The following is a 19,863-nucleotide window of genomic DNA, read 5'->3' on the forward strand; positions in this document are numbered from 1 at the left end:
GGTGGAGTCCGATAGACACGCAGCGCAACTTCAGCAAACAGCACCTACGCTATTGTGGTTGTTGATCGGCCGCCAACAGACTGTTGGTTGGCCTGATCAGCATGTGCAAACTCTTCTGCGCTCTTCGCGCGTGCATATTTTGCGAGCTGTGTGTGGCGTTGGCTACCGCTCCGCCCTCAAATGGCTTGCTCGTATTAAGTTGAGCGACGCTGACCTGACTGAGTTCAACACCCTGATAACCGGTTTGAGAGCAGAACTGCATCGCAGTCCCTGGGCGCACGCTGAAAGCATCCCGATTCACTGGGTAAGGGCAGCACTTGAACATCTCGAGCTGCAATCTTCACCGGCCTTTAACTCCTACTGTAGACATACAAATCTAGAGGGGGACAACTTTGTTGAGCATCTAAGACAAGCTGCACGCTTTTGGCAGGATGCGTTGAGAGTCGCTGAAATGCTAGGGATTCAGGATGCCGAGGTGGCGCTTAGTCGCAGCAGAGATTTCGCTGCAGTGCGGCGTCTACATGACCGCTGGACTGACCGATTGAATCAACGCCAAGCGCAGGTAATCGACGGTCCAACGCTATTCCCTCCTCCACCTGTACCCGGAAATGACGAGATCCACCCCATAACCTCTCTCGAGGATCTGCAGGCCGAAGGTCGATTGATGCACCACTGCATCACCGTTTATCAGCCAAAGATCTTGGCACGCGAGAGCTATATCTACAGAATGCTCGTACCAGAACGGGCAACCATCGAACTCAGAATAGAGAGCAATGTATTAAAAGTAGGTCAGATTTCGCTGGCCTATAACGCCCAACCGAGTGAGGCAACCCGAGCGACTGTCTCGAGCTGGTTAAGCTGTTTACACGAATCAAAAATTAGCTAGCTTATCACTTAGTTGCTCACGGCCGCTCTTCAGTACCATCAGCTAAACGCGCGAGGCGCGATTCTGTCTGAGGGTGCACGGGATCATTTCTACCCCATTCCCATCCCCCAAACTGCGTATTCTGGTAGTCGCGAAACGCTTGTTGAATCTCTGCATCAGAGTTCATTACAAAGGGGCCATATTGCGCCACCGGCTCAGCGATAGGCCGCCCCTGAAGCAGTAGGACTTTTGCCCCCTGCTTGCCCGCATTGAGCGCTGCTGGAAGATCAGACTGAAGCACAGCAGCGCTCATTTTCTGCAACTCGGTTCCGTCCACAGAGAGTGTTTCCCCCTCGTAAAAATAGAGCACGCGGTTGAGCCCAGAACTCGCTGCCGGCAGGATCCAGGTGGAACCAGGCTGCATATCAATCACCCAAACTGCGACTTCGTTTTCCGGCTCAGATGCCCATGAGGCAGGCGGCGGAGTTTGAGCCTCAGTACCGTCTAAAGTACCAGCAATGATTTCCACATCCACTTTGCGACCGTCTGCATCAGTAAACTGTCGACGCGGCGTCTGCTCATTCCAGAACATGACGAAGTGGGGATCGGCCAGCTTGCGTGCTTTCGGAAGGTTGATCCAGACCTGAAACAACACCAACGAATTGTCGCTGTCGGTATTCACCAGTGGAAACATCTCACTATGCTGCACACCACTGCCAGCAGTCATCCACTGGGTATCACCCGCGCCATAGCGCCCAGTGGCGCCCATGGAGTCGAAGTGATCGACGACACCTTGGCGCACAACTGTGATAGTCTCGAACCCGCGATGCGGATGGACGGGAAAGCCAGGCACAGTCTGACCGTGATACATACGCCATGAGCTACTCGGATCAAAGTCGCTGCCCATTGAGCGCCCTCTCAACGACTCCGCAGGCGGAGCCATTTGGGCATTACCGGCTGGATACTGATCCATATGAAAAGCACAGAAGAGGAAGGGGTCGAGCGTTGGCCAATGCATCTCGATGGGCACAACCTGTCGCACAGCACTATCAGACATACTCTTCTCCACTTCAGACTATCTGCTTCATCCAATTATGCTCGGTACGCAGCGAAGACGCACGCGAATCACACTTATGTTGATGAGGCGCTAGAATACCCAGACCCAGAATCAAAATCCTCGAGAAATTCCATGTCCAACATAGAGTTTAGCCAAGACGAAAAGCAGGCAATCATCCAGAAAATTCAGCTCTACTTTAGCGAGGAGCTCGACTCCGAGATTGGCGGTTTTGACGCTCAATTTCTACTCGACTTTTTCTCCGAGGAGATTGGCAGTTATTTTTACAACCGGGGACTTTACGACGCCCAAACAGCGCTAGAACAACGAATCGAAAGCCTTAACGAGGCGATCTTTGAACTAGAGAAACCAACCGGGGTCAGATAGGGTCGGTCGGCTTTGGCCGAGCTTTTGGAGTGAACAGTGAGCGCTCGGGTTTGATATCAATCAGCGGAGTGCCATCAATGCAGTCTAGCCCCCGCACGGTCAAGACATTCCCCTCTACTCGCTCGAGCTTTACGATAGAGGTCCCGATTGGATTGGGCCGCACGGGTGAGCGCAGAGCGAAAGTCCCGAATGTACGACCATCCTCTCGTGGGCTCTGTCGAATCAGATCTCGCCGGCTCAGGCTCATCCAATAGAGCACCTCCAGTTGGGGATACTCCTCAATGCCCTCTAACGCATCCTGCCAACGGGGATTAACGATGAGCTGGCATTCGGGCCCATCCATTTTACCTTGGCGCGGGCAGTCGAAGCGCTCTAGCCACGGCGTGCGCACCTGCCCAATAAACTGGATCGCTGCATCCTCAGACAGAGGAGCCTCGATCGCTTGCTCGTTCTCTCGAAGATCTGTGTCTTTATTCATCCTTGGATCTCTTACCTATGCGACTGTTGAGTGTCGTTCGTTTTGGCATAGTATTGAAACCCAGCGTTTTGCGCGACCTCCCTTGCCAAGAGTTGTCGCGAAATAGCGCGTCGCGCTACATCGCTCCACAAAAAAGGACCTACCAGTCTAAACCAATAAGTCCTTGAAATAAGTGGTCGGCCCTAACGGACTTGAGCCGTCGACCTGCCAAACTATAGAGAGCGAGTTGGATGCGATAGCATCCGAGAAAGGTGCTTTGGAAGTGGTGGGCCCTCCGGGACTTGAACCCAGGACCTGCCGATTATGAGTCGGATGCTCTAACCAACTGAGCTAAGGGCCCACAAAAGCGGTGCCCATCATACCCATGTATGACGGGCGCAACAAGATGAAAAATCTAGGATTTTTACTCGTCGATGAAGCTGCGCAGATGATCTGAGCGGCTAGGATGACGCAGCTTACGCAGTGCCTTAGCTTCAATCTGACGGATACGCTCACGGGTAACGTCGAACTGCTTACCCACCTCTTCAAGCGTGTGGTCAGTGTTCATATCGATACCAAAGCGCATACGCAACACTTTTGCTTCACGCGCAGTCAGACCTGCCAGTACCGCACGTGTAGATTCACGCAGACCTTCACCGGTTGCTGACTCCACTGGAGACTCCAGTGTTGTGTCTTCGATAAAGTCGCCCAGGCTCGAATCTTCATCATCACCAATCGGCGTCTCCATAGAGATTGGCTCTTTGGCGATCTTCAGAACCTTGCGGATCTTATCTTCAGGCATCTCCATACGCTCAGCCAGCTCTTCAGGTGTCGCCTCGCGACCCATCTCCTGCAGCATCTGACGTGAGATACGGTTGAGTTTGTTGATCGTCTCGATCATATGTACCGGAATACGGATGGTACGCGCCTGGTCAGCGATCGAACGTGTGATCGCCTGACGAATCCACCAAGTAGCATAGGTCGAGAATTTGTAACCACGGCGGTACTCGAACTTGTCGACCGCCTTCATCAGACCGATGTTGCCTTCCTGAATCAGATCAAGGAACTGCAGACCACGGTTGGTGTACTTCTTCGCGATAGAGATAACCAGACGCAAGTTCGCCTCAACCATCTCTTTCTTGGCACGGCGTGAACGTGCTTCGCCGATAGAGAGCTGGCGGTTAATCTCTTTAATCTCTGGCAGGGTTAAACCCACCTCTTGCTCAACCTGGATCAAACGACGCTGAGCGCGCTTGAGGTCAAACAGTTGTGCTTCAATCGCAGAGGAGTACGGCTTACCGCTAGCAACAACTTCGTCAAACCAATTTTCATTGGTCTCGTTACCTGGGAAGCCTTTAATAAAGTCCTGACGCGGCATACGACCGCGCTGGGTACACAGACGCATGATGGTACGCTCTTGCGTACGAACACGATCGATAAACCCGCGCACACGGCTAACAAGCTCATCGTAGTAACGCGGTGACAGTTTAATTGGCGAGAATGCCAGCATCAGCGCTTCAAGCGCTTCACCAAACTCTGCAGAGTCACGGCCTTTCTTGTTCTCAGCCGCCTGCAGCGCATCGTATGCCTCTTGTATAGCGCCGAAACGAAGCTTCGCCTCTTCTGGATCTGGACCACGCTCCTTCTCATCATCTGATGAATCGTCGCTATCGTCCTCATCATCATCGTCATCGTCGTCTGACTTTTCTTCGTCAACTTCGATGGTGTCTGGCTCAGCCTCTTCGATGTCTGAGTCTGGATCGATGTAGCCTGAGAAGATATCGCTGAGTCGACCCTCTTCCTGCAACACACGGTTGTAGGCTTCAAGAATCTCTTCCACACTGCCCGGGAATTGGGCTAGTGCCATCATCACACCACGAATACCGTCTTCTATGCGTTTGGCGATCTCGATCTCACCTTCACGAGTCAGCAGCTCAACTGTGCCCATTTCACGCATGTACATGCGCACTGGGTCAGTGGTTCTGCCCGCATCGGACTCAACTGCCGCAAGAGCTGCTACGGCCTCTTCATCCGAGTCATTGGTGGTATCACCATCGGTCATCAGCAGAGTCTCTGCGTCAGGCGCGACTTCAGACACGGATATGCCCATGTCATTGATCATGCGGATGATATCTTCAACCTGATCCGGGTCTGCTATATCTTCTGGCAGATGGTCATTTACTTCGGCGTAAGTGAGGTAGCCCTGCTCTTTACCACGAGCGATAAGCTCTTTAAGACGTGACTGCTGCGTTTCGGTATTGTCTGCCATACGTTTCCTGTGAAAATCCACGGTGGACGTTCAAAAAATCAAGCGCATAATTATAACAAATGTGACATTTGTGCGCCAACTTCAGTGCAACTGCCTCTTGCCGGGGAATTTAGCAGAGCGCAACTGCACTTGACGTCATAAACTTGCAACTAAATGTAGTTCATAATCCCCGATCTCGCACAAATTTACCTACTTCTTATTCGCCGACAATAAAAGGGTCTGAAGCCTCTGCTTCTCGGCATCTGTAAGCGGCCTTTCACGCGACCAGGTTTTTAGTTGTTCGAGCTCAGCTTTCAATTTGCGCTCCATAATGCGCGACATCGCATCGCTGAGTAATTTCTCGGCATCCACGCTCTCAAGCAGCGGATCCAAGTGCGATATCTCGTTTAGCACCAGCAGGCCCGGAGCCTTGGTCGCATCCTGCTCCCAATCAAACATCAGCGTACCAAAACTACGCTCTTCATCTTCTTGAAAATACTCTAAAAGATCGCGAAGTAGATCAAGATTCGGCCCCTGCACACCCTCAAGCTCTTCTGCCTTAAATGTTAGGCGCGCTAACTCAGGGCGGTGCAGTACAATCGAAATTGCACTGGCAATAAGATCGATGCGCGAGCCGCTCTGTTTTGCCGGGCGCTCTGCACGTCGGTTGGATGCACCCGAGGAGAACGGCATATCTGAGGACCCGCCTGCGAGTCCGGTGAACGCATAATCAGTCTCGGCATAATCAGTTGGATAGACAGACGGGGCATAGCCATCGGTAGGATAATCATCCTGCATCGGCATTCCGGTATACTCATCGGCCTGCACCTCAGCCCGCGGCTTAGCTCGCTGAGGCTGACTAACCTGCACAGCCAACTTAGACTGGAGTGCGACCACCGAGTTGATCTGCTCCATAGTCAAACCGGTCATATCGGAGATGCGATCCAGCATCATCTGCTGCAGCACCGATGGCTGCATCGACTGCAAGAGCGGCAGTGCCTGCGTACAGAACTGCGCTTTAGCATCCATACTCACCAAATCCAATCCTTCAGAGAGCGCCTTGAAGAAGTACTCACTAAAAGGGAGCGCCTCGTTCACACGTTCAGTGAACGCTTCCAACCCCTCAGCCCGAATCAGTGTATCTGGGTCTTCACCCTCCGGTAGGAAGAGGAAGCGCGCCATCAAACCATCGCGCATAACCGGCATGGCGTTATCCAGCGCGCGCTTCGCCGCTTTTCGACCCGCGGAGTCTCCGTCGAAACAGAAGATCACTTCGGGAACGACTTTAAAAATGCGTTCGAGGTGAGATTCAGTACAGGCGGTACCGAGGGTGGCAACTGACCAATCCAGGCCGTGTTGTGCCAGGCTCACCACATCCATGTAGCCCTCAACCACCATCAGGCGCGCAAGACTACCTTTACTCTGACGCGCCTCCCAGAGCCCGTAGAGCTCCCTTCCCTTGTGAAAAGTTTCCGTCTCTGGTGAGTTTAGGTATTTGGGTTTTTCGTCGGTGAGCACTCGACCGCCAAAGGCGATAGTTCGGCCGCGTACATCACGGATAGGAAACATGATTCGATCGCGGAAACGGTCATACTTGCGGCCACGATCTTCATTCTCAATCAGCAGTCCGGACTTCAACAGTAACTCTTCGGCATCGCTGCGCTCTGCGGAAATTGCACTGAGTAGGTTATCCCAGCCCGGCGGCGCAAAGCCTAGCCCAAAGCGTTTAGCGATGGCACCAGAGAGGCCTCGCCCTTTGAGATAGTCGACGGCTTTCTGCTTCTCGGAATGCTGGCGTAACTGCGCCTGATAGAAAGCACTCGCCTGCTCAAGCACGTCATACTGCTGCTTAACACGTTTCTCGCGCTCGATATCACGGCCACGATCGTGCTCGCGCGGCACCTCAAGACCTAAGCCTTTTGCCAGCTCTTCAACCGCTTCGGGAAAGCTGCAGTGCTCATAGTCCATAACAAAACCGAGCGCATTACCGCCGGCGCCACATCCGAAACAGTAATAGAACTGCTTATCGGGGTTTACCGAAAATGAGGGAGATTTTTCTTTATGAAAAGGGCAAAGAGCCGAGTAGTTCTTACCGGTCTTTTTCAGTTTGATACGCGCGTCAATTACATCAATGATGTTTACGCGTGCTAACAGGTCATCAATAAAGTGCTGTGGTATCGCCATCTGCTACTTCGCTGTTCTTTGTCAGCGAAGACGCTATCAGAGCTTCGCTTTGACCCGTTTAGAGACGTCGCCCATATCTGCACGGCCTTGGAGCTGCGGTTTGATGATAGCCATAACTTGGCCCATCGCCTGCATTCCAGTCGCGCCGGTTTCGGCAATCGCTGCATCGATAATCTGGTTTACTTCATCATCACTGAGAGGCTGCGGCAAGAAAGTTTTAATCACCTCCGTCTCTTGCTGCTCCTTATCAGCCAGCTCCGGGCGCTCAGCCGCCAGGTACTGGGCAATCGAATCCTTACGCTGCTTGACCATTTTATCAAGCACTGCAAGTACACGTGCATCATCCAACTCAATGCGCTCATCCACTTCGATACGTTTGAGCTCAGCGAGCATCAAACGGATAGTGCCGAGGCGCGCTTTATCTTTAGCGCGCATCGCATCTTTCATCTGTTCAGTTATCTGGGCTTTGATTGCCGACATCTGAGATGACCTAATCGTTGGACACGTGTGTGAGTTCGACTGCAAGGAACTCTATACGCGTCTCTGCGTTAATACTTAGTAGAGACGTACGCGGCGAGCGTTTTCACGCTGCAGCTTCTTAGCGTGACGCTTAACAGCAGCTGCTGCAGCACGCTTACGAGCAGTTGTTGGCTTTTCGTACGCTTCACGCTTACGTACTTCAGCCAGGATACCGGCTTTTTCGCAAGAACGTTTGAAGCGACGCAGTGCAACGTCAAATGGCTCGTTATCTTTTACTTTAACGGCAGGCATTGTTTCTATTACCTTGATTAGTTAACTTTGATAAACCCTAGGAGCAAAAACTCCAAGGGCGCCATATGATATAGATGAGCTTCTAGAGTGTAAACCCCGCTCAACTGCTTTTTAACGGTTTAACCGCCGCCCCAATTATTCGATAATACCCGGCCACAACCAAACTAACTTGAGAGCACCGCACACCATGCTTGTACTCGGTATAGAGACCTCCTGTGACGAGACCGGCGTCGCACTGTATGACAGCGAAAAAGGACTGTTAGGCGATGCCTTATATAGCCAAATTAAGATGCATGCAGAATATGGTGGCGTTGTACCTGAGCTGGCATCGCGTGACCACGTGCGCAAACTTATCCCGCTAATCCGTGAAGTGTGCCAGCAGGCAGACCTTAAATTGAGCGATCTTAATGCAGTGGCCTACACCTCGGGCCCGGGTCTTATCGGTGCGCTAATGGTTGGCGCTTCTACCGGTCGCGCTTTGGCGCTTGCGCTGGGTATTTCCGCGATTGGCGTTCACCACATGGAGGGCCACCTTCTAGCCCCCATGCTGGAGGAGACACCCCCGTCTTTCCCATTTGTCGCTCTACTAGTCTCAGGCGGCCATACCCAGTTGGTGCGCGTGGACGGTATCGGCAGATATGAACTGCTCGGTGAATCACTTGATGATGCGGCGGGCGAAGCCTTTGATAAGGCCGCCAAGATGATGGGCATGGACTACCCCGGCGGTCCATTGATTGCAAAAGCTGCGCAGAATGGTGACAGCTCAGCCTACAAATTCCCGCGCCCAATGACGGATCGCCCCGGTCTAGACTTTAGCTTCTCGGGGCTCAAAACTTTCACCCTCAACACAGTCGAGGCGGCAAAGGATGAAGATGGCAAACTGGACCCTCAAACGCTCAGCAACATTGCTGCTGCTTTTGAAGAGGCCGTTGTCGATACGCTGGCAATAAAATGCAAACGCGCCTTGCAACAGACGGGATTCAAACAGCTCGTTATAGCTGGGGGCGTCAGCGCTAACCGCAAACTACGCGAAAAACTTGATGAGATCGTGCGCAAGGAGCGCGCCGGTCTCTTCTATGCTCGTCCCGCTTTCTGTACCGACAACGGTGCTATGATCGCCTACGCCGGTTGCCAGCGCCTGATGGCTGGCGAATCAACGGGGCTTGCAATCCAAACACGCCCTCGCTGGCCGATGGATACACTTCACCCGCTTGGCGGTGTGCAAGCAGAGGGAGAGGCCCAGCGTGGATAAGATCTTCATTAACCAACTCGGCTTCGATTGCATCATAGGTATCTACGCGCGCGAGCGAATCGAACCTCAGCCTCTACTGATCGATCTAGAGATGGCCTGCGATATCCGTCCCGCCGCCGAAAACAATGATCTGGATGCGTCTCTCAATTATGCAGCCATCAGTGAGTCGGTTATTAGCTTCTGCCAACAGGCGCAAGCTGAGCTACTGGAGACCTTAGCAGAGCAACTCTGGGCTCATCTTAAATCTCAATTTGGCATTTTGGGGATCAGACTGACTATTCACAAACCCAATGCAGTTCCGGAAGCGAAGTCCGTTGGTGTCTCTATTACACGTGGTGACTTCAGCTGATGGCCCAGATCCTACTTGGACTCGGAAGCAACATCGAACCGCAAACGCGCCTTGAGAGCGCTGTTCGAGCTTTGCGTCAGAGCTTCGATTCAGTCACAGAGTCGCCCTGGTTCGAAAGTCACGCCCTTCGCGGCGGCGCTAACTACCTTAACCTGGTTGTAAGCGCTCAGACCCAACTAGGTATTGGCGAAGTCAATGCGCTACTACACAGCATCGAAGCTCAAAATGGGCGCGAGCGAGGCAACGAAGCTTCGGGATGTGCGCTCGATATCGATCTACTCTGCTTCGATCAGAGACTGATCGATACCCCTGACATTCGCCTCCCAAGAGCCGACCTGCTAGAACATGCACACGTACTCTGGCCAATAGCCGAGCTCTGCCCTGAGCTTAAACACCCTACTGCTGGCATGACCTATGCTGAGTTGTGGCAGGCACGTAAAGACGAGCTACTGAAGAATCAGACTCTCTGGCCAATCTAAACTGCCTCACTTTACGAAAATTACCTACACTAACTTAGTCTTTCACCTCTTTTTCAGTAAGATGTAATAAATAAACAACTAAGCGCTATAAAAAATAGGTATCAACGGTTGTACTGGATTCCATTACTGACGATTCTCGGCACTCTGGTGCCGATACTTACCCGCAATTGGTCGCGCACAGCCTGTGCGACGGCTACTGCATTTCTCCCAGCTATCTCCCTAATACTGGTACTCCTGAATGCACCCGAGGTGTTCAGTGGGGCTACCCTTGTAGAGAGCTATACTTGGGTTGAGCAACTTGGCTTAGAGATAGCGTTCAGACTCGATAGCTACGCCCTGCTCTTCACGCTACTCATTCTTGGCATCGGCCTGCTGATTATTCTCTATGCCCGCTACTACTTGTCGGCCAATGACAATATGGGGCGCTTCTACTCCTACTTGATTCTCTTCATGACAGCGATGCTCGGTATTGTGCTGTCAGAAAACCTGCTGCAGCTCTGGGCTTTCTGGGAGCTCACCAGTATCAGCTCCTTCCTGCTGATCAGCTTCTGGTCGGATAAATCGGAGGCGCGCAAAGGTGCGCGTATGGCGCTAACGGTCACCGGCATGGGTGGTCTGGCACTGTTAGCGGGCATACTGTTACTGGGCGATACCCTGGGTACCTATAACCTTACTGAGATACTCGCGCGCGGTGACGAAATTCGTGAATCAGAACGCTATCCATTTATTTTGGTGCTAATCCTGCTTGGCGCTTTCACGAAATCGGCGCAGTTCCCGTTCCACTTCTGGCTGCCTCACGCCATGGCTGCACCGACACCGGTCTCGGCCTACTTGCACTCAGCTACCATGGTAAAAGCGGGTATATTCCTAGTTGGCCGACTCTACCCTGCACTCTCGGGTACCGAGCTCTGGTTCTTCCTAGTGACGTTTACCGGGATGGCAACACTGCTTGTTGGCGCCTACATCGCTCTGTTCAAGCATGACCTCAAAGGGCTGCTGGCCTTCTCTACCATTAGCCACCTCGGTCTTATCATGCTGTTGTTCGGCCTCAACTCCGACCTAGCGGCAGTTGCTGCGGTGTTCCATATTATCAACCACGCGACCTTTAAGGCGTCTCTCTTTATGGCGGCTGGTATCGTTGATCACGAAACCGGCTCACGCGATATGCGCAAGCTGAGCGGACTGTGGAAGTATATGCCGCACACGGCGACACTCGCGATCGTTGCCGCTTTGGCTATGGCAGGGGTTCCGCTGTTGAACGGTTTCCTCTCAAAAGAGATGTTTTTCAATGAGACGGTACAGCAGAGTGCTTTGGGTGCGCTCTCTTGGATACTGCCGGTACTTGCCACCGTTGGCGCCACTTTCTCAGTCGCCTACTCTGCTCGCTTCATACACGACGTCTTCTTCGGCGGTGAGCCCACAAACCTGCCACGCACGCCACATGAGCCACCGCGCTATATGAAGGTGCCGGTCGAGATTCTGGTAGCTCTCTGTATCTTGGTGGGTATCGCCCCAGCCTTTGTAGTCGGAGACCTGCTCAACAGTGCCTCAAGTGCTGTACTGCAAGGTCCACTACCGGAGTACAGCTTATCCCTCTGGCACGGTTTCAACATCCCACTGATGATGAGTATTGCCGCGCTCATCATTGGTTTGATTATCTACAACATCCGCCGCCGTCTGTTCGCTTTCCAGGCGCAGTTTGTTGATCGCGATGCCAAGCTTGAGTTTGAACGTTTAGTGCAGCTCTGCGTTGATGCGGCCGGAAAGCTTTACACCCGAATCGAGACCAACAAACTACAGAACTACGTATTAACGCTGTTTGTGTTCACCCTAGCCGTTACTGCGCTACCTCTGATGGAAATTGCTGAAACTGCTGGAAGTCACCCGCAGCTCCCACCCGATCTAATTGGGTTCGGCGCCATTACCATTCTCTCCCTTGCATCCGTTATGACGCTGGTGTGGCACCGCAAGCGTGTCGTGGCACTAATCGCGGTTTCAGTTGTCGGACTGATCGTGTCATTAATGTTTGCGCGCTTCTCCGCGCCGGACCTAGCGCTGACTCAACTCTCGGTTGAAGTTGTCACCATCATTCTGCTAATGCTGGCACTCTTTTTCCTACCGCAACAGACACCGAAAGAGTCGAGCCCCGGCGTGGTGTTCCGTGATCTCGGTGTCGCCGTCGGCGTTGGTGGTGTAATGGCTACACTGGCGTACGCGATGATGACGCGCGACCTTGAGACCATCTCAACCTATTTCACTGCCAACTCGAAAACAGGTGGTGGGGGTACCAATATCGTTAACGTTATACTGGTCGACTTCAGGGGCTTCGATACCTTAGGTGAAATTACCGTACTCGGCATTGCCGGATTAGGTATCTACAAACTGATTCGCCGCATGAAACTGTTCATGCCAACAACCGACTCAGGCGGGCGCACTTGGTCAACGGACAGCCACCCAGTGATGCTGGCAATGGTGTCCCAAGCGCTACTACCACTTGCACTGCTGGTGTCTGCCTACATCTTCTTGCGCGGTCACAACCTACCGGGCGGCGGTTTCATCGCGGGTCTGATCACCGCAATCGCATTGATCCAGCAGTACATCGCGAATGGCGTGCTGTTTATGAAGGGCAAGCTTCGCCTCGACTACCAGTACCTTATTGGTTTCGGTCTGCTGATCGCGGTCGCGACAGGTTTGGGATCTTGGCTCTTCGGGCGCCCATTCCTAACCTCCTGGTTCGATTACCTCTACTGGCCAATCGTAGGCAAGTTTGAGGTGGCCAGTGCCATGCTGTTTGATCTAGGTGTCTACCTCACCGTTGTGGGAGCAACGCTATTGATACTATCGAACCTCGGTAAACTCAGTACCACAGAGCGTTCAACCGAAGGGGAGAATATCTAATGGAGATGTTAGTCGCTTTGGCTATTGGCATTCTGACCGCTACCGGCACATTTTTAACGCTACGCGGGCGAACCTTCCCGGTTGTTCTAGGCCTAACGCTTTTGGCATACGCCTGTAACCTATTTATCTTCTCATCCGGCCGCTTGGTGATCGATGGCGCTGCCGTGCTGAACCAGGATCTCCCGATACCCGACCCGCTACCACAGGCGCTAGTACTCACTGCGATCGTGATCGGTTTTGCCATGACCGCCTTCGCGGTAATTTTGGCGATGCGCGCACGTGCTGACCTAGGTAACGACCATGTCGATGGTACCGAGAAACAGGACGATCAGAACGGGGAGCAGCGTTAATGAACCACCTGCCCATTCTTCCAGTTCTGATCCCGATGCTGACCGGCATCCTGCTACTTCTGCCGCCGATCCGTACCACACTGACGCGCCAGCGAATCTTCGCTCTGACAGCGGCCGGATTGAACTTGCTGGTTGCCATCGTACTGATCAATCAGAGCGCTTCAGGTGAAATCGCGGTCTATGCGCTCGGAGACTGGCAACCGCCCTACGGTATAGTGCTGGTAGCCGATCGCCTCGCATCGCTGATGCTGTTGCTCACCTCTCTGCTACTCTTTGCTGGGCTCCTCTACGCCAGCGCAGGTCAGGATGAGGCCGGACGCTACTTCTACCCGCTGATGATGTTTCAGGCTCTAGGTATTAACGGCGCTTTCCTGACTGGCGATATCTTCAACCTGTTCGTCTTCTTTGAGATTCTACTGATCGCCTCTTACTCGCTACTGATTCACGGGGGTGGTAAACACAAGACGCGTGCTGCCGTGCACTATGTTCTGCTAAACCTGGTCGGCTCAGCCATCTTCCTATTCGCACTCGGTGTACTCTATGGCGCCATCGGCTCACTCAATATGGCGGATATGGCACTGCGTGTGCGTGAGCTTAGCGGTGCTGAGTTGCAGCTAGCGAAAGTGGGCGGCCTGCTTCTGCTCGTGGTCTTCGGCCTGAAAGCGGCAATGCTTCCACTACAGTTTTGGCTACCTCGCACCTACGCCACTGCTGCGGGCCCGATCGTGGCGCTGTTTGCGATTCTGACCAAAGTGGGCGTCTACTGTCTGCTGCGCGTGCACGGTATGATTTTCGGCGACTACGCCGGAGAGATTGCCGATATCATCCAGCCCTGGCTCTGGGGCACGGCGGTACTAACGATCGCGATTGGCGCTATCGGTGTGCTATCGAGCCCCAGCCTGAAGCGCTTAGCCGGTCACTTGGTTATCGTCTCTGTGGGTACTTTGCTATCGGCGTTGGCGATTAATACATCTGCATCGATCAGCGCAGGGCTCTACTACGCAGCCCATTCAACGCTAGCGGGCGCGGCACTATTCCTTGTCGCAGAGCTGATATCAGAGCAGCGCGGTGGTGCGCTCGATATGATTGTGCGCTCTCGTCCGGTCGCTCAACCAGTTGCCGTCGGCATCACCTTCTTTATTACGGCGCTTGCCCTGATCGGCATGCCGCCCTTCTCAGGCTTTATCGGCAAACTGATGGTGTTGCAGTCGGCCCAGAGCATTACTCAGATAGGTTGGACTTGGAGTACGCTTTTGATCGCAACCTTGTTCGCGCTGATCGCCTTCTCCCGTGCCGGCTCAACGATCTTCTGGCGTGCCAAGGGTAAGAACACCGACACCGTTGCGGGCAGCAGCACGAAGTTTGCCGCGATCTGGTTATTGCTGCTGGCTGCACCGCTGATGTCTCTGTTTGCCGGTCCGATTGTAGACTTCACGGCAGCCACCGCAGCGCAACTGGACCAACTGGCACAGACACCGCAGATCTTACTGAATGGAGGTGGCCAATAATGGTTAGACACTGGCTCCCTAACCCACTTCAGAGCTTAGTGCTGTTTGTCGCCTGGCTGCTTCTTAATAACAGCATTGCAGCGGGTCATATTCTGCTGGCACTGATCTTCGCCATAGCGATTCCGCGCTTTTGTGCACCGGTGCAGAGTCCACAGCCAAAGGCGCACAAGCCGCTGAAAATAGTTAACTACTTTCTGGTACTAATTTGGGACATCATGGTGGCGAACCTGCGTGTTGCTGCACTGATACTCGGGCGCAATCGCGACCTTTCACCTAGCTTTATTGCGGTGCCTTTGGACATGCGCGATGAACTACCGATCACCATTCTCGCTTCAACTATTTCACTGACACCCGGTACGCTAAGCGCCGATGTCAGCGAGGACCGAGAGTGGCTCTATGTCCATGCACTCGATGTGGACAATGAAGCGGAACTGATTGCCGAGATCAAACAGCGCTACGAACGTCCGCTAAAGGAGATTTTCCAATGCTGATGACCGCCCTATACATCGCTTTTGCGCTCATTGCTGTAGCGTTGCTGCTTAACGTGATTAGTCTGGCGCGCGGACCCAGCATTCCGGACCGCGTGCTGAGCCTCGACACCCTCTACATCAACTCAATCGCATTGATCATTGTATACGGCATTGCAGAGTCATCAACGATTCACTTTGAAGCTGCACTGTTGATTGCAATGCTCGGCTTCGTCAGCACCGCCGCTCTCTGCAAGTACATGGTGCGAGGAGATATTATCGAATGAGTGCACAACTCCCTATGCTGCTTGAGCTGCTGCTGTCGGTATTGATTGTCTTTGGTGCAGCGCTGGTTCTGATCGGTTCAATCGGCCTGATAAAGCTGCCGGATTTCTTCACTCGTCTGCATGCGCCAACCAAAGCAACGACGCTCGGCATGGGCTCGCTGCTAATCGCCTCGTTGATATTCACTAGCTTCGTGACGGGTGACCTGCATGTACAGCAGCTGCTAATTACGCTGTTCCTCTTTATCACCGCACCCATCGCCGCGCATATGCTGGCAAAAACGGCCCTGCACATGCGTATACAGACCGTCGAACGTACAGCCAATGCTGATCTGCAAAAAGCTGCACGCGAAAGAACCGCTCCGCAGCCTGCAATCGACAGTGCATCGCCAGATCAGTGAATTGATATCTAGCTGATCTGGCATGTATCCTGCTTCACAAAACAGACATATTTCTGTCATAGAGTTGTAGATTGGACATATACTCGTCGCGTTAAGGCTCTGCGAGTAGACCCCTGAATCTAAGGAAAAACAATGCTATCCAAAGTAATTATTCCTGTTGCCGGCCTCGGTACACGCGTACTCCCCGCCTCCAAGGCGATTCCAAAAGAGATGCTGCCAGTTGTTGATAAACCGGTTATTCAGCACGTCGTTGAAGAGGCGATGCGCGCCGGCTTCCGTCAGATTGTGCTGGTAACACGGTCGGGCAAAGAGGCGATAGAAAACCACTTTGATGCCAACTACGAGCTTGAGCAGATGCTCGCGCTGAAGAATAAAAAGGCGCTGCTTGATGCAGTAGAGAACACGCTTCCAAAGGGAATTGAGGTCATCTCCGTGCGACAGCCGAGCGCGAAAGGCCTGGGCCACGCTGTGCGCTGTGCCGCACACGTGGTGGGGAACGAAGACTTCGCGGTGATGCTACCCGACATGGTGATCGACGATGAAGGCCTCTCGTGTGACTTTTCTGAGATGGTGAAGCGCTACCAAAAGAACGGCGCCGGCCAGATCATGGTAGAGGGTGTTCCGCAGGAGCATGTCGATCGTTACGGTATCGTGGATTGTGGCGGCATTGAACTAAAAGCGGGCGTTGGCGCACCGATTCGGGGCATGGTTGAGAAACCCAAGCGCGATGAGGCGCCCTCTAATCAAGCAATTGTTGGACGCTACATTCTTCCTAACCGCGTTATGCAACTCCTAAAAACCACTGAGCCGGGTGCGGGTGGTGAGATTCAGCTGACCGATGCAATGCTCGCACTACTAGCCGAGCAGCCGATGGAGGCCTACTCAATGCGCGGTACCGTGCATGACTGCGGCAACAAGGCAGGACTGCTTCAGGCTAACCTTGCCTTCGGTCTGAAACACCCCGAGACCGGCGACGCGCTGCGCGACTTTATCAAATCAAAGAATTTATAGAGGCCGCTTATGAGCCCCGCATGGAATAAACTTCAGGCATCTGCCGAACGTTTGCGCGGGGTTCACCTGCGCGAACTGCTACAAAGCGAACAACGTTTCGACAAACTCTCCTTCAACGCCGCCCATCTGCTGCTCGACCTTAGTCGTCAACGCATTGATGACCAGGTGTTCGCAGAACTTCTGGAGCTTGCTGATGAGCGCCAACTCGAGAAAGCGATCCGGTCGCTGCTGAGCGGTGAGATCGTTAACCCAACAGAGAATAGACCTGCCCTGCACTCGGCCCTTCGCATGCCGCCAGGATCCGAGCTAATCGTTGATAACGACAACTTGGTTGATGGCGTGCAGGCCACGTTAGAGCGAATGTCAGAATTTGTCGACAAAATCCATGCCGGCCAGTGGCGCGGTTACAGCGGCCGAGCTATCAGTGAAGTGGTTAATATTGGTGTCGGTGGTTCAGATCTGGGACCATTGATGGTCTGCGAGGCGCTGCACGAGTTCAAACCTCAAACCGCAGAAGGTATCAATATTCACTTCGTCTCTTCGATGGATGGCAGCCAACTCTCAAATTTGCTGCTTGAGCTCAATCCAGAGACGACACTCTTCGTGCTCTCATCCAAATCATTCGGCACCTTGGATACACTGGCGAACGCCGCGACCGCTATAGACTGGCTAGTAGAGCGCAGTGGCCTGAATCGCGAACTGTTGATTCAGCAACACTTTATCGGTGTCACCGCTTCGCCGGAAAAGGCGATCGCTTGGGGTATCGCAGAAGAGAGCATTCTGAAGTTTTGGGACTGGACGGGTGGCCGCTACTCGCTCTGGTCCGGTATCGGTCTGCCGATCGCTCTCACCATAGGAATGCAGGGTTTTAGAGATTTGCTAGCCGGCGCTCACGCGATGGATAGCCACTTCGCCCAAGCGCCCTACAAAGAGAATCTACCGGTGTTAATGGCGCTCATAGGCATCTGGAATATCAACTTCCAGGATATACACGCCCATGCAATTCTCCCCTATGACGGTCGTCTGGCTCACCTGCCGGCGTACCTCGAACAGTTGGAGATGGAGAGTAACGGCAAGAGCGTCAAACATGATGGCGAGCTGACCGATCAGCGTACCTGTCCCATTCTCTGGGGTGAGATCGGTCCCAATGCGCAGCACGCTTTCTACCAGTTGCTGCATCAGGGGACTGAATCGGTCATGTCCGATTTTATCGTTCCTGCACGTCGCTATGAGGGACGTGAAGCCGGTCTGTTAGAGCAGCATCAGTTGGCACTCGCTAACTGCCTGGCGCAAGCCCGCGTACTGGCTCTGGGGGATGCAGCGCTGAATGACGATTCAGAGCGGCCACCCTGGCAGCGCTACGCCGGTAACCAACCGAGCAGCGTCATTCTGATGGAGACACTTAATCCCGAGAGCCTTGGCAGTTTAATCGCGCTCTACGAGCACAAGGTCTACGTCCAAGCGGTTATCTGGGGAATTAACCCCTTTGATCAATGGGGCGTTGAGCTCGGCAAAAAGGTCGCAAATGACTTAATCGATGCCCTTCGCCAGCGCACATCTGCTGGTTACGACCAGGCAACTAGTGGGCTGCTTGCCGCTATTCAGCAGCTACAGGAGGAGAACTAAGATGAAGATCTCTGTCTGGGGCAATGAGCTGAGCGCCTGGGTCGCACGCGCTCAGCTGGCAAGCTATGGCAACACTGTATTTCTTGAGTCCGGCGAGACTGAACCCGTCTCTAGCCAGTTAAGATCTGAACCGGGCCTTCTTGCCGCACTGCAGAACGCCGCGCTGCATGAACGCCTGAGCGTCAACAGCGATGCAGCGCTCAATGCAGAGGTGCATTGGCTGAGTATGGCACCCGACGAATCAGACGCAGCGCTAGAACTGATTGAACGCATCGCCAAGAACTGCAAAGGCCCTCTCCTCGTCGTCAACCAAAGCAATTTTGGCGTGGGAATGTGTGACCGAATGCAGGCACTACTGCAGGGTGAGCTGCAACAGGTGGTCTACTTGCCCGACCTACTGCAGGCGGGTCAGGCGATGCAGCAGTTTGTGAACCCTGAAGCGCTGCTGATAGGCACAGATAACCCAACGGCCAAAGCGCGTCTAATTGCACTCCTGCGTCCTTTTCATCTGGGTCAGCGCACTATCCAGCAGATGACCTGCCGCGAAGCGGAGTTTGTGAAGTACGCCATTACCGGCCTGCTCGCACTGCGTCTGGGCTATATCAATGAGATGGCTGGCCTCTGTGATCAGCTCAATCTGGATATGGATGCAATTCGCCGTGGCATGAGCACCGACAAACGTATTGGCACGCACTACCTACAACCGAGCTGTGGTTTCGGTGGACTCCAGTTCACCCAGTACTTACAGGGGCTCGCTGAGCTCCTCTCTGGACGCCAAGGTTCAGTATTGATCGACACCGTACTGGCTCAGAACGAAGTGAACAAAGAGTGGCCCTTCCGGACCGTCTGGCAACACTACAACTGTGATCTACGCGGTCGTAAGGTGGCTATCTGGGGAGCCGCGTTTAAAGCGGGCGTTGCCGATATCGATAACGCGCCGGCTCTGCGGGTTATCGATGCATTGTTAGCCCAGGGCGCAGAGATCTGTGTGCATGATCCTGAGGCGATGCAGGCCCTATCTGAGCGCTATGCCGGTGTCGCCGGCATCTCACTTGCCGCCAACGCTTATGAGGCTTGTACAGGTGCTGTGGCGTTGATGCTGCTGACAGACTGGCCTGAGTATGGGTCACCTGACTTTCCGCGTCTTAAACAGACCATGAATCAAGCGCTTATCATTGATGGGCGCAATCTGTATGATCCTCAGCGAGTACAACAGGAGGGGTTCGCCTACTACACCCGTGGCCGTAACTGCCTATCACGGTAGCCGAGCTA

20 protein-coding genes and 1 tRNA gene are annotated in these 19,863 nt (G+C 53.5%); 14 read left to right on the plus strand and 7 right to left on the minus strand.

From position 1 onward, the window contains the following. Position 1 precedes the first annotated feature (1 nt). Positions 2–886, plus strand: a complete 885-nt coding sequence (locus tag AC1WNR_RS13155; protein WP_481644951.1) for a PcfJ domain-containing protein — start codon at positions 2–4, stop codon at positions 884–886. Between the two features lie 16 nt (positions 887–902). On the opposite strand, the gene AC1WNR_RS13160 is transcribed toward AC1WNR_RS13155, so the two are convergent. Continuing rightward, positions 903–1,922: a pirin family protein gene (locus tag AC1WNR_RS13160; RefSeq protein WP_481644952.1), complete on the minus strand. Its 1,020-nt coding sequence runs from the start codon at positions 1,920–1,922 to the stop codon at positions 903–905. A 132-nt stretch (positions 1,923–2,054) separates the two neighbouring features. On the opposite strand from AC1WNR_RS13160, the gene AC1WNR_RS13165 reads away from it, so the two are divergent. Beyond that, the gene (locus AC1WNR_RS13165) at positions 2,055–2,306 is read left to right on the plus strand and encodes a DUF2164 domain-containing protein (RefSeq protein WP_481644953.1); all 252 of its coding nucleotides are present in this window, start codon (positions 2,055–2,057) and stop codon (positions 2,304–2,306) included. Here the strand turns inward: AC1WNR_RS13165 and tsaA are convergent. The 6 genes from tsaA to rpsU all read right to left on the minus strand — a co-directional run bounded on the left by tsaA (position 2,299) and on the right by rpsU (position 7,966). Continuing rightward, entirely contained in the window at positions 2,299–2,784 is a 486-nt protein-coding gene (gene tsaA, locus AC1WNR_RS13170; protein ID WP_481644954.1) for a tRNA (N6-threonylcarbamoyladenosine(37)-N6)-methyltransferase TrmO, read from the minus strand. The two genes, AC1WNR_RS13165 and tsaA, sit on opposite strands and share 8 nt — an antisense overlap. 263 nt (positions 2,785–3,047) lie before the next feature. Further along, positions 3,048–3,124: transfer RNA gene (locus AC1WNR_RS13175), tRNA-Ile, on the minus strand. 63 nt (positions 3,125–3,187) lie between these two features. Further along, complete coding sequence (rpoD, locus tag AC1WNR_RS13180; RefSeq protein WP_481644955.1) at positions 3,188–5,032, minus strand: RNA polymerase sigma factor RpoD; 1,845 nt, start codon at positions 5,030–5,032, stop codon at positions 3,188–3,190. Positions 5,033–5,221: 189 nt separating this feature from the next. Further along, positions 5,222–7,195 (minus strand): DNA primase, encoded by a 1,974-nt coding sequence (gene dnaG / locus AC1WNR_RS13185; RefSeq protein WP_481644956.1) that lies wholly within the window; start codon positions 7,193–7,195, stop codon positions 5,222–5,224. A gap of 36 nt (positions 7,196–7,231) precedes the next feature. Next, positions 7,232–7,675 (minus strand): GatB/YqeY domain-containing protein, encoded by a 444-nt coding sequence (locus tag AC1WNR_RS13190; RefSeq protein ID WP_481644957.1) that lies wholly within the window; start codon positions 7,673–7,675, stop codon positions 7,232–7,234. Between the two features lie 75 nt (positions 7,676–7,750). Further along, positions 7,751–7,966, minus strand: a complete 216-nt coding sequence (rpsU, locus tag AC1WNR_RS13195) for a 30S ribosomal protein S21 (protein WP_169451420.1) — start codon at positions 7,964–7,966, stop codon at positions 7,751–7,753. A 187-nt stretch (positions 7,967–8,153) separates the two neighbouring features. Between rpsU and tsaD the strand changes: the two genes are divergently transcribed. From tsaD to AC1WNR_RS13255, 12 genes are all read left to right on the plus strand, one after another. Next, positions 8,154–9,218, plus strand: a complete 1,065-nt coding sequence (tsaD, locus tag AC1WNR_RS13200) for a tRNA (adenosine(37)-N6)-threonylcarbamoyltransferase complex transferase subunit TsaD (protein WP_481644958.1) — start codon at positions 8,154–8,156, stop codon at positions 9,216–9,218. After that, positions 9,211–9,567 carry a dihydroneopterin aldolase gene (gene folB / locus AC1WNR_RS13205; protein ID WP_481644959.1) on the plus strand — a complete coding sequence of 119 codons (357 nt, stop codon included), beginning with the start codon at positions 9,211–9,213 and terminating at the stop codon, positions 9,565–9,567. The genes tsaD and folB overlap by 8 nt, the downstream gene beginning before the upstream one ends. After that, positions 9,567–10,046 (plus strand): 2-amino-4-hydroxy-6-hydroxymethyldihydropteridine diphosphokinase, encoded by a 480-nt coding sequence (gene folK / locus AC1WNR_RS13210; RefSeq protein ID WP_481644960.1) that lies wholly within the window; start codon positions 9,567–9,569, stop codon positions 10,044–10,046. The genes folB and folK overlap by 1 nt, the downstream gene beginning before the upstream one ends. 108 nt (positions 10,047–10,154) lie before the next feature. Continuing rightward, positions 10,155–12,944: a monovalent cation/H+ antiporter subunit A gene (locus AC1WNR_RS13215; RefSeq protein ID WP_481644961.1), complete on the plus strand. Its 2,790-nt coding sequence runs from the start codon at positions 10,155–10,157 to the stop codon at positions 12,942–12,944. Further along, positions 12,944–13,294 (plus strand): Na+/H+ antiporter subunit C, encoded by a 351-nt coding sequence (locus AC1WNR_RS13220; RefSeq protein ID WP_481644962.1) that lies wholly within the window; start codon positions 12,944–12,946, stop codon positions 13,292–13,294. Before AC1WNR_RS13215 ends, AC1WNR_RS13220 begins: the two co-directional genes overlap by 1 nt. Further along, positions 13,294–14,802 carry a monovalent cation/H+ antiporter subunit D gene (locus AC1WNR_RS13225; RefSeq protein ID WP_481644963.1) on the plus strand — a complete coding sequence of 503 codons (1,509 nt, stop codon included), beginning with the start codon at positions 13,294–13,296 and terminating at the stop codon, positions 14,800–14,802. The genes AC1WNR_RS13220 and AC1WNR_RS13225 overlap by 1 nt, the downstream gene beginning before the upstream one ends. Then, positions 14,802–15,293 carry a Na+/H+ antiporter subunit E gene (locus tag AC1WNR_RS13230; RefSeq protein ID WP_481644964.1) on the plus strand — a complete coding sequence of 164 codons (492 nt, stop codon included), beginning with the start codon at positions 14,802–14,804 and terminating at the stop codon, positions 15,291–15,293. Before AC1WNR_RS13225 ends, AC1WNR_RS13230 begins: the two co-directional genes overlap by 1 nt. After that, positions 15,287–15,556 carry a K+/H+ antiporter subunit F gene (locus tag AC1WNR_RS13235; protein WP_481644965.1) on the plus strand — a complete coding sequence of 90 codons (270 nt, stop codon included), beginning with the start codon at positions 15,287–15,289 and terminating at the stop codon, positions 15,554–15,556. The genes AC1WNR_RS13230 and AC1WNR_RS13235 overlap by 7 nt, the downstream gene beginning before the upstream one ends. After that, positions 15,553–15,954: a Na+/H+ antiporter subunit G gene (locus AC1WNR_RS13240; RefSeq protein WP_481644966.1), complete on the plus strand. Its 402-nt coding sequence runs from the start codon at positions 15,553–15,555 to the stop codon at positions 15,952–15,954. Before AC1WNR_RS13235 ends, AC1WNR_RS13240 begins: the two co-directional genes overlap by 4 nt. A gap of 132 nt (positions 15,955–16,086) precedes the next feature. Next, positions 16,087–16,965: a UTP--glucose-1-phosphate uridylyltransferase GalU gene (gene galU, locus AC1WNR_RS13245; protein ID WP_481644967.1), complete on the plus strand. Its 879-nt coding sequence runs from the start codon at positions 16,087–16,089 to the stop codon at positions 16,963–16,965. Positions 16,966–16,974: 9 nt separating this feature from the next. After that, entirely contained in the window at positions 16,975–18,591 is a 1,617-nt protein-coding gene (pgi, locus tag AC1WNR_RS13250; protein WP_481644968.1) for a glucose-6-phosphate isomerase, read from the plus strand. A gap of 1 nt (position 18,592) precedes the next feature. Further along, the gene (locus AC1WNR_RS13255) at positions 18,593–19,855 is read left to right on the plus strand and encodes a UDP binding domain-containing protein (RefSeq protein ID WP_481644969.1); all 1,263 of its coding nucleotides are present in this window, start codon (positions 18,593–18,595) and stop codon (positions 19,853–19,855) included. The last annotated feature ends 8 nt before the right edge of the window (positions 19,856–19,863 follow it).

The sequence above is a fragment of the Marinobacterium marisflavi genome (genome assembly GCF_982447095.1).

What these genes read in the sequence shown, in the direction of transcription:
- rpsU (WP_169451420.1), bottom strand. Translation starts at nt 7,966, where the DNA reads ATGCCTGCCGTTAAAGTAAAAGATAACGAGCCATTTGACGTTGCACTG.
- AC1WNR_RS13225 (WP_481644963.1), top strand. Translation starts at nt 13,294, where the DNA reads ATGAACCACCTGCCCATTCTTCCAGTTCTGATCCCGATGCTGACCGGC.
- AC1WNR_RS13230 (WP_481644964.1), top strand. Translation starts at nt 14,802, where the DNA reads ATGGTTAGACACTGGCTCCCTAACCCACTTCAGAGCTTAGTGCTGTTT.
- tsaD (WP_481644958.1), top strand. Translation starts at nt 8,154, where the DNA reads ATGCTTGTACTCGGTATAGAGACCTCCTGTGACGAGACCGGCGTCGCA.
- AC1WNR_RS13190 (WP_481644957.1), bottom strand. Translation starts at nt 7,675, where the DNA reads ATGTCGGCAATCAAAGCCCAGATAACTGAACAGATGAAAGATGCGATG.
- pgi (WP_481644968.1), top strand. Translation starts at nt 16,975, where the DNA reads ATGAGCCCCGCATGGAATAAACTTCAGGCATCTGCCGAACGTTTGCGC.
- dnaG (WP_481644956.1), bottom strand. Translation starts at nt 7,195, where the DNA reads ATGGCGATACCACAGCACTTTATTGATGACCTGTTAGCACGCGTAAAC.
- galU (WP_481644967.1), top strand. Translation starts at nt 16,087, where the DNA reads ATGCTATCCAAAGTAATTATTCCTGTTGCCGGCCTCGGTACACGCGTA.
- tsaA (WP_481644954.1), bottom strand. Translation starts at nt 2,784, where the DNA reads ATGAATAAAGACACAGATCTTCGAGAGAACGAGCAAGCGATCGAGGCT.
- rpoD (WP_481644955.1), bottom strand. Translation starts at nt 5,032, where the DNA reads ATGGCAGACAATACCGAAACGCAGCAGTCACGTCTTAAAGAGCTTATC.
- AC1WNR_RS13220 (WP_481644962.1), top strand. Translation starts at nt 12,944, where the DNA reads ATGGAGATGTTAGTCGCTTTGGCTATTGGCATTCTGACCGCTACCGGC.
- AC1WNR_RS13255 (WP_481644969.1), top strand. Translation starts at nt 18,593, where the DNA reads ATGAAGATCTCTGTCTGGGGCAATGAGCTGAGCGCCTGGGTCGCACGC.
- AC1WNR_RS13160 (WP_481644952.1), bottom strand. Translation starts at nt 1,922, where the DNA reads ATGTCTGATAGTGCTGTGCGACAGGTTGTGCCCATCGAGATGCATTGG.
- AC1WNR_RS13235 (WP_481644965.1), top strand. Translation starts at nt 15,287, where the DNA reads ATGCTGATGACCGCCCTATACATCGCTTTTGCGCTCATTGCTGTAGCG.
- AC1WNR_RS13165 (WP_481644953.1), top strand. Translation starts at nt 2,055, where the DNA reads ATGTCCAACATAGAGTTTAGCCAAGACGAAAAGCAGGCAATCATCCAG.
- folK (WP_481644960.1), top strand. Translation starts at nt 9,567, where the DNA reads ATGGCCCAGATCCTACTTGGACTCGGAAGCAACATCGAACCGCAAACG.
- AC1WNR_RS13240 (WP_481644966.1), top strand. Translation starts at nt 15,553, where the DNA reads ATGAGTGCACAACTCCCTATGCTGCTTGAGCTGCTGCTGTCGGTATTG.